6 protein-coding genes are annotated in these 7702 nt (G+C 33.5%); all 6 read right to left on the bottom strand.

Annotation, left to right across the window (positions count from 1 at the left end):
- Positions 1-105: 105 nt before the first annotated feature.
- Positions 106-681 carry a competence protein ComK gene (locus tag CN514_RS23910; RefSeq protein WP_098234711.1) on the bottom strand — a complete coding sequence of 192 codons (576 nt, stop codon included), beginning with the start codon at positions 679-681 and terminating at the stop codon, positions 106-108.
- A gap of 291 nt (positions 682-972) precedes the next feature.
- A complete protein-coding gene (aceA, locus tag CN514_RS23905; protein WP_098234710.1) occupies positions 973-2262 on the bottom strand; it encodes an isocitrate lyase in 1290 nt (429 codons plus the stop codon).
- Positions 2263-2280: 18 nt separating this feature from the next.
- Positions 2281-3870, bottom strand: coding sequence for a malate synthase A (aceB, locus tag CN514_RS23900; RefSeq protein ID WP_098234709.1), 1590 nt, complete (start codon positions 3868-3870; stop codon positions 2281-2283).
- 405 nt (positions 3871-4275) lie between these two features.
- Positions 4276-5553, bottom strand: a complete 1278-nt coding sequence (locus tag CN514_RS23895; protein WP_098234708.1) for a M48 family metallopeptidase — start codon at positions 5551-5553, stop codon at positions 4276-4278.
- Between the two features lie 164 nt (positions 5554-5717).
- Entirely contained in the window at positions 5718-5930 is a 213-nt protein-coding gene (locus tag CN514_RS23890) for a hypothetical protein (protein ID WP_098234707.1), read from the bottom strand.
- A gap of 164 nt (positions 5931-6094) precedes the next feature.
- On the bottom strand, positions 6095-7627 hold the full coding sequence (locus tag CN514_RS23885) for a fatty acid--CoA ligase family protein (RefSeq protein ID WP_098234706.1): 1533 nt from the start codon (positions 7625-7627) through the stop codon (positions 6095-6097).
- Between the last annotated feature and the right edge of the window lie 75 nt (positions 7628-7702).

Genomic DNA, 7702 nt, shown 5'->3' with positions numbered 1-7702 from the left:
ATTGGGCAAAGGCAAACAAGATTGTAAAAAGAGAGAAACTCACATGATAAGTTTCTCTAAAAAATATACTAAATGTTAAGTAGTCAAAATTTTAATCTTTCTTTTTTATTTTTCGTGTACGGATATTCCTTTTATATAAGAGGTAATTTCGTTATCAGGGATTAATTTGTAAGATTTTTGTTGGGTATTTTCAGGATTGAGCCTGTCTTCATAAATTGCCCTTAAATGTGCTGTTCGGTATAATTGGTTTTCAAATGAACCACGAGATATTTCTAATGGAAGTTCAACACCATTGAAAAATTCAACAACTGACCGATTGTATTTACCGCCTCTGAAATTAGCAACATGATTGTAGGAGATCCAAGAACATTCTACTTTTAAAGAAGATGAAGTGGGGAAAAAGAAAATTTGATTCATTGAGCTGATCGCTATTGGTGGTTTATGGGTGATGGAAATCATTTGTTTAGTTCCTTCACGCCTACCCCTGTAACTACTGCCGAAATAAGCACAGCTTCTTTCAATAATTTCAATCGGTTTCATTAATACATAAAAATTATCATCTGTTTCGAATACCTTTGAAATCACAACTAAATCGACCGTAAATTCTGGAATGATAGCCATTGTTGACTTATTAATCTCGTACTCATTTAATACTTTTACTTGTCCTTTCACATGATTCATCCTTACAACTCCTTCTGTTATTAGTATTGAACTGTTAAATTTTGTTGACTTCAAAACAGTCTCTTAAATAAATTGATGGCCAACAGTTAAGTTTAACAAGGTCAGATAAAAAATTTTTTAACATGAAGTATAGTAGCAACATTGATGTTAGAGAAATAATATCACAAATCATTATTTGTAAAATCATTTTTTGAATACTTTAACAAAAGTGTCATTGTTTACTAAATTTTAGGATATAAGCCAATAGAAAAACCACCTTTCTCACAATTGAAAAAAGTGGTTTTTTTCTAATTAATTAGATGAAAATTGTTGTTCTTCAGTAGAGCCTTTAAGAGCTGTTGTTGAAGAAGTTCCTCCAGTAATAATTTGAGCTACTTGATCAAAATATCCTGTTCCAACTTCACGTTGGTGTCTTGTTGCAGTATAGCCATATTGTTCACTTGCAAATTCAGCTTGTTGAAGTTCTGAATATGCTCCCATACCACGATCTTTGTAGTTTCTAGCTAATTCAAACATGCCAAAGTTTAATGCATGGAAACCAGCAAGGGTAACGAATTGGAATTTATAACCCATCGCTGCAATTTGTTGTTGAAATGTCTCGATTGTTTCGTCATCAAGTTTCTTCTTCCAGTTAAATGAAGGTGAGCAGTTATAAGCTAATAATTTACCTGGGAATTTAGCATGAATAGCATCTGCAAAACGTTTTGCATCTTCTAGGTTTGGCTCTGACGTCTCACACCAAACTAAATCTGCATACGGTGCATAAGCAAGACCACGAGCAATTGCTTGATCTAGCCCCGCTTTCGTACGATAAAAACCTTCAGGTGTTCTTTCACCTGTAATAAATTGTTTGTCGACAGGATCGATATCACTTGTAATTAAATCTGCTGCATCTGCATCAGTTCGTGCAACAATAAGGGTAGGTACTCCCATTACATCCGCTGCTAAACGAGCAGAGATTAAGTTACGAACCGCCGTTTGTGTTGGTAATAATACTTTCCCACCTAAATGGCCACATTTTTTCTCTGAAGACAATTGATCTTCAAAATGCACACCTGCCGCTCCTGCTTCGATCATACTTTTCATTAGTTCAAATACATTTAATTGTCCACCGAATCCAGCCTCTGCATCTGCCATAATCGGTGCGAAGTAGTCGATTTCTTCTCCACCTTCAACATATTGAATTTGATCTGCACGTTGGAAAGCCTGATTAATTCGTTTTACAACTGCTGGTACAGAATTAGCCGGATATAAGCTTTGATCTGGGTACATTTGACCAGAAAGATTCGCATCAGCAGCTACTTGCCAACCACTTAAATAAATAGCCTTCAAACCTGCTTTTACTTGTTGAATTGCTTGATTTCCAGTTAATGCTCCTAGTGCATTAACATAGCTTTCTTCATTTAAAAGCTTCCATAATTTTTCCGCGCCTTTTTTTGCCAATGTTTGTTCAATATCAATTGATCCTCTTAATTTAATTACATCTTCAGCAGTGTATGTTCTTGTAATGCCATTCCATCTAGAATCAAGTTCCCAACTTTCTTGTAATTCAGCGATACGCTTTTCACGATTTTTCGTCATATTCAATTCCTCCTAATTTTATAAAAAGTAGTTATATCCTTTTAAAGTCAGAAAGTCAGCAAATTCATCGTTGTTAATTAACTCATCAAATAATCCAATTGCTTCATTAAATCGTTTTGCTTCAAATTGTTCTTTCCCAATTTCTAGTTGAAGCTTCATCATTTCTTCATTTTTTAATGAATCCACTAATTGTAAAGTAATGTTTGTACCATCCTCTAAAACACCTTTTTCATGACGTACCCATTGCCAAATTTGCGCACGCGAAATTTCAGCAGTCGCAGCATCCTCCATTAAGTTGTAAAGCGGCACCGCACCTCGACCACTTATCCATGCTTCAATATATTGAATCGCAACTGTTATATTTGTTCTGAGACCTTGTTCAGTAATAACACCACTAGGAATCTCTAAAAGATCCGTCTCAGTTACATTAACATCCTCGCGTTTTCTATGAATCTGGTTTGGTGTAGGCATAAATCGATTAAACTGTTCAAGAGCTACAGGTACTAAACCAGGATGAGCTACCCAAGTTCCATCGTGTCCATCCTTCGCTTCACGCTCTTTATCTTTTCTTACCTTTTCAAACGCAACTTCATTTCGCTCTTTATCATCTTTAATTGGAATTTGAGCTGCCATTCCTCCAATAGCCGGGGCGTTTCTACGATGACAAGTTTGAATAACTTTTTGAGAATATGAACGCATAAAAGGTACTTCCATCGTCACAACAGATCGATCAGGTAAAATAATAGATTTGTCGTATCGCATCATTTTTATAAAACTAAAGATATAATCCCATCTGCCGCAATTAAATCCTGCTGAATGATCCTTTAATTCATAAAGAATTTCATCCATTTCAAATGAAGCAGCAATTGTTTCAATTAATACAGTTGCTTTAATCGTTCCAACAGGTATATTCAATTCATTTTGAGCAAATAAAAACACATCATTCCATAATCTTGCTTCCAAATAACTTTCCATTTTTGGTAAATAAAAATAAGGTCCTGAGCCATTTTTTATTGCTTGTTTTGCATTATGAAAGAAATAAAGTCCAAAATCTACTAAGCTACCAGACATATTTTCACCATTTACAGTGATATGTTTTTCTTCTAAATGCCAGCCTCTTGGTCGAACTAATAGTACAGCTGGCTTTTCTTTTAACTTATATGTTTTTCCATTTGAATGAAGTGAAATTGTTCGATTCACAGCATCTCTTAAATTAACCTGACCTGAAATGATATTTTCCCAAGTTGGAGATGTAGCATCTTCAAAATCAGCCATGAAAACAAACGCATCAGAATTCAATGCATTGATAATCATTTTACGATCAACTGGACCTGTTATCTCTACTCTTCGATCTTGTAAATCCGCTGGAATAGGTGCAATTGTCCATTCACTTTCACGAATGTGTTTTGTTTCCTCTAAAAATTGGAGCTTTCCCCCATTTTGTAAAAAACACATTCTTTCTTTTCTGTTTAATAACAGCTGCTGTCTTCGTTGATCAAATTGCAGATGTAATTGTTCTAAAAAGCTTAATGCTTCGGTCGTAAGAATGTCAGTTGACCCTTCTACATGATTACCTAGAACTTTGATTTTTGAAAGCTCAGTTGTCATATGACCCCTCCATTCAGTTATATAACAGATATTGTTTACTTACGTTATTATATAACAGTATATTCGAATTTGATAATAAATTCTGAAAAATTTTCTAAAAGAATTTTCGACAGCTTAACTTTTTAACGTGTGGAAGTTTATTTCAATTTTAAAAAACACCCTATAAGGATGTTTTTAGACGAGTGTCCATCTTTTGCAACTGAAGCAACAGTTAGTATTTTTACTAAATTTAACTGCCGAACCTAATTAAACTCAATAGAATAAATGTGAAACTTTCAACAGATTTTATAACTTTTGATAAAATGACACATTTCAAAGGCTTTTCTATAACACAAAAAAAGCTTGTAGATATTGGTACAATACCAATCAATCTACAAGCTAAACTTTCAACAAGAATAATTTACTCTATTTATTATTGTTACTTTTTTCAGCTGCCTCTAAATACCTCATTCTTTCCAACATTGTCGGATGATCATATCTAAACAATTTCACTAAAAATGGTGGATTTACTTGAGACAAACTGTTTTTGGATAACTTTTGAAACGCTATAATCCCTGCCTCCGGATCATGTGTTAGTTTGACTGCATATAAATCTGCTCTTTTCTCGGCACTTCTTGAAAATGCATTTGATATCGGATCAGAAATAAAGCCCACAATTCCACTAATGATCAAAAATAAGGTTAGGATGACGGCCATTTTTTCGGTTGAATGACTGCTCCTACTCTTTGATCGTACATACTTCATTAATAAATGAATGATATACAGACCGACTAAACTACCTGCTAGCATACCAAACATTGATTTATAGATGTCTTTGTGGACGTAATGTGACATTTCATGAGCCATGATGAACATAATTTCATCTTCAGTAAGCCCTTTAAGGGTTGTATCCCATAATACAATCCTAGCGTTTTTACCTATACCAGTAACATATGCATTATAAGTAGTTGTCTTAGTGGACATATTTACTTCATATACCCGATGTGCAGGAATATTAGCTTCTTTAGCAAGGGTAATAATTTTCTTTTCTAAATTTTTATCTTTTAATGGGTAGAAATCATTATATAGGGGATCAATTACTACAGGCTGAATAAACGTTAAGAAAATCGTAAACGGAATACTTAATAGCCATGCAGTTAACCACCATTTCTTTGGTTGCTTTTTGATTAACAAGTACACAACATACACCACAAAAAACATCATGGCAAAATTTATCCAAAAACCAATCATTTCATCCTTCATCCAGGCATTAAATGATTGAACAGACAATCCGTATTTCGTCGATAATTTAAATCGATAGAAATCAAATGGAAATGAAACGATATATGTAGTGACCGAAACAAAGAAGAAATATAAAAAGACTTGTATAAACTTAAATCTAGTCAACTTAGATAATGAGTCACCTAATCTTTCAATTGATCCACTTAATAATAAAAGTGATAATACAATCCAATCAATCGGTAAGGTAATAAAGTAAAGAACATTTTTTAATGTGCTATAACTAGAGCTTAAATTAGCTTCCTTATGATTCATGAATGTATGTGGATCAACAAATGTTCCTTTATATTTTGAAGGTAGGTCAGAAGTCGTAAAAACATAAAAGTATAACAGGACTAAAATGATATAAACGAGATAGCCTAGACAGATGAATTTGGTTAATTTAGATTTAGTTGCTTTTTTCATAAAATCTCCCCCCATTCTATATTATCAACTTTGTCCAATTTTTTAGAACTTCAACCTATTATATTTTTTAAATACTTTAGTTGAATTAGAAATTAAATTACTACTAAATAAATTTATAAAAAATAAAACCACGACTGTATATCGTAGTTTAGAATAATCTTTTCTCACTTAGGATTTAAATGTTTTTCTCTTATTTTCGCATTCACATGGAGCTTGATAAAATCTAATACTTTTTGCAAGCACATAAATTCTTCATCTTTTTTTCGAGCTTTTGCTAGTTTATCGAATCGATCTTGTCCAATATGTAAGTGGAAAGGATCAAACTCTTTTACATCCTCTGGTGCTTCGTCATGATGGTAATGGTTGTGAACCGCCAAATAGTTGAGTACAAATTTCTATCTAAAACGACTTATTAAACTAAATTAACAATTATATGTGAAGGATATAAGCTAATAAGAACACCCTCTTCACTACACAGTTTTACTTTTCTTAAATTAAAAAAGTACAACCTTTATTTGGGTTGTACCTCTATTACCACTATTTATTGAATAACTGATTCCTTCAACGCTCTTCTAAGTATTTTACCAGTTGCATTTTTTGGTAGCTCTGGAATGAACTCTATTGATCTTGGTACCTTATATTTTGCTAAGTGCGCCTTGCAATATTCTGTCAACGTCTCCACACTTAATGAAGGATTTTTTGAAACAACATAGGCTTTTACACTTTCTCCAAAATTATCGTCTGGTAATCCAATCACCGCACATTCAACTACATCTGGATGATTATAAATTACCTCTTCAACTTCACGAGGATATACATTATAGCCGCCAACAAGAATCAATTCTTTTTTACGATCGACTATATAGAAATAACCATCTTCGTCTATTCTTGCTAGGTCACCAGTATATAACCAGCCATCTCGTATCGTCATTGCCGTTTCTTCTGGCATATTATAATAGCCTTTCATAACATTTGGTCCGCGGACGATTAATTCACCTACTTCACCAACTGCTACTTCTTCACCAAGAGCATTTACAACTTTATTTTCTACATTGCTAATATTTGTCCCAATTGATCCTGCTTTTCTCGGGCGGTCTAATGGATTAAACGTCGTAACAGGTGACGCTTCTGACAATCCATAACCTTCTGAAATAATAACATTAAACTTCCTCTCAAAATTCTCTAAAAGTGCAACAGGCAATGAAGAACCACCCGAAATGCATAGTCGAACTGACTCAAAGTCTTCTGTTTTTCCTTCAGGGAATTGATATAAGAAATTATACATTGTTGGCACACCTGCAAATACAGTTGCTTTGTATGTACGAATAATATCAAAAATTTCTTTTGGGCTAAATTTAGGCACTAAAATAACAGTAGCTCCATACATTAAAGGCGCGTTTAAAGCTACAGTTAAACAAAATACATGGAAAGCAGGTAAAGTTGCAATGACCTTTTCTGTATTTGAAAAGCTTAAGAAGTGTCCAGCATCCATGGCATTCGAATATAAGTTTTTATGCGTTAACATAGCTCCCTTTGGTTTTCCTGTTGTACCAGAAGTATATAAAATGACTGCTAAATCGTCATCATGTAATCTAGGTCCTTTGAATTCTAGATCTCCAAGTCCAACTACATTTGTAAACGATTTCAATTTATTGTTCTCAAATTCATAAGGATTTTCTTGTTTTGTTTCACAAATAATGAAGTGATCGATATTAGGAAGAATCGGTGAAGCTTTTTCTACTAGTGGAAGAAATAAGTCTAAGGTGATAACTGCTTTTGCGTCGCCGTTTGTAAATATGTATACTAATTCATCTGGTGCATATAGAGGATTAACCGGTATTACAGCCGCTCCAACCTTCAACGCACCATATAGTGCTATAATAAAATGAGGAGAATTACCAACAACAAGAGCTACTTTATCTCCCTTTTCTATTCCTAATTTTGAGAGGCCACTCGCAAATTTCGTAATATAAGTCTCTAGTGTTGAGTATGAAAATGTCTGCCCTTCAAAGATAATAGCAGAATGTTCAGGATGCCTCAAAGCTGATTGTGACAGTGTTTCAACTAAATTCAAGAAAAACTACCCCCTTTAAATATAAAGATTTAAAATATTCTAAATATATTATATTGCTAGAAAACAATTCTGACA

Origin of the sequence: Bacillus sp. AFS001701, assembly GCF_002559405.1 — a bacterium.
GTDB lineage: Bacteria > Bacillota > Bacilli > Bacillales > Bacillaceae_G > Gottfriedia.
The sequence above is the reverse complement of the archived record's forward strand: the minus strand, read 5'-3'. Positions and strand labels throughout refer to the sequence as shown.

Coding starts and splice junctions, on each gene's coding strand:
- CN514_RS23910 (WP_098234711.1), bottom strand. CDS start 681: ATGAATCATGTGAAAGGACAAGTAAAAGTATTAAATGAGTACGAGATT.
- aceA (WP_098234710.1), bottom strand. CDS start 2,262: ATGACGAAAAATCGTGAAAAGCGTATCGCTGAATTACAAGAAAGTTGG.
- aceB (WP_098234709.1), bottom strand. CDS start 3,870: ATGACAACTGAGCTTTCAAAAATCAAAGTTCTAGGTAATCATGTAGAA.
- CN514_RS23895 (WP_098234708.1), bottom strand. CDS start 5,553: ATGAAAAAAGCAACTAAATCTAAATTAACCAAATTCATCTGTCTAGGC.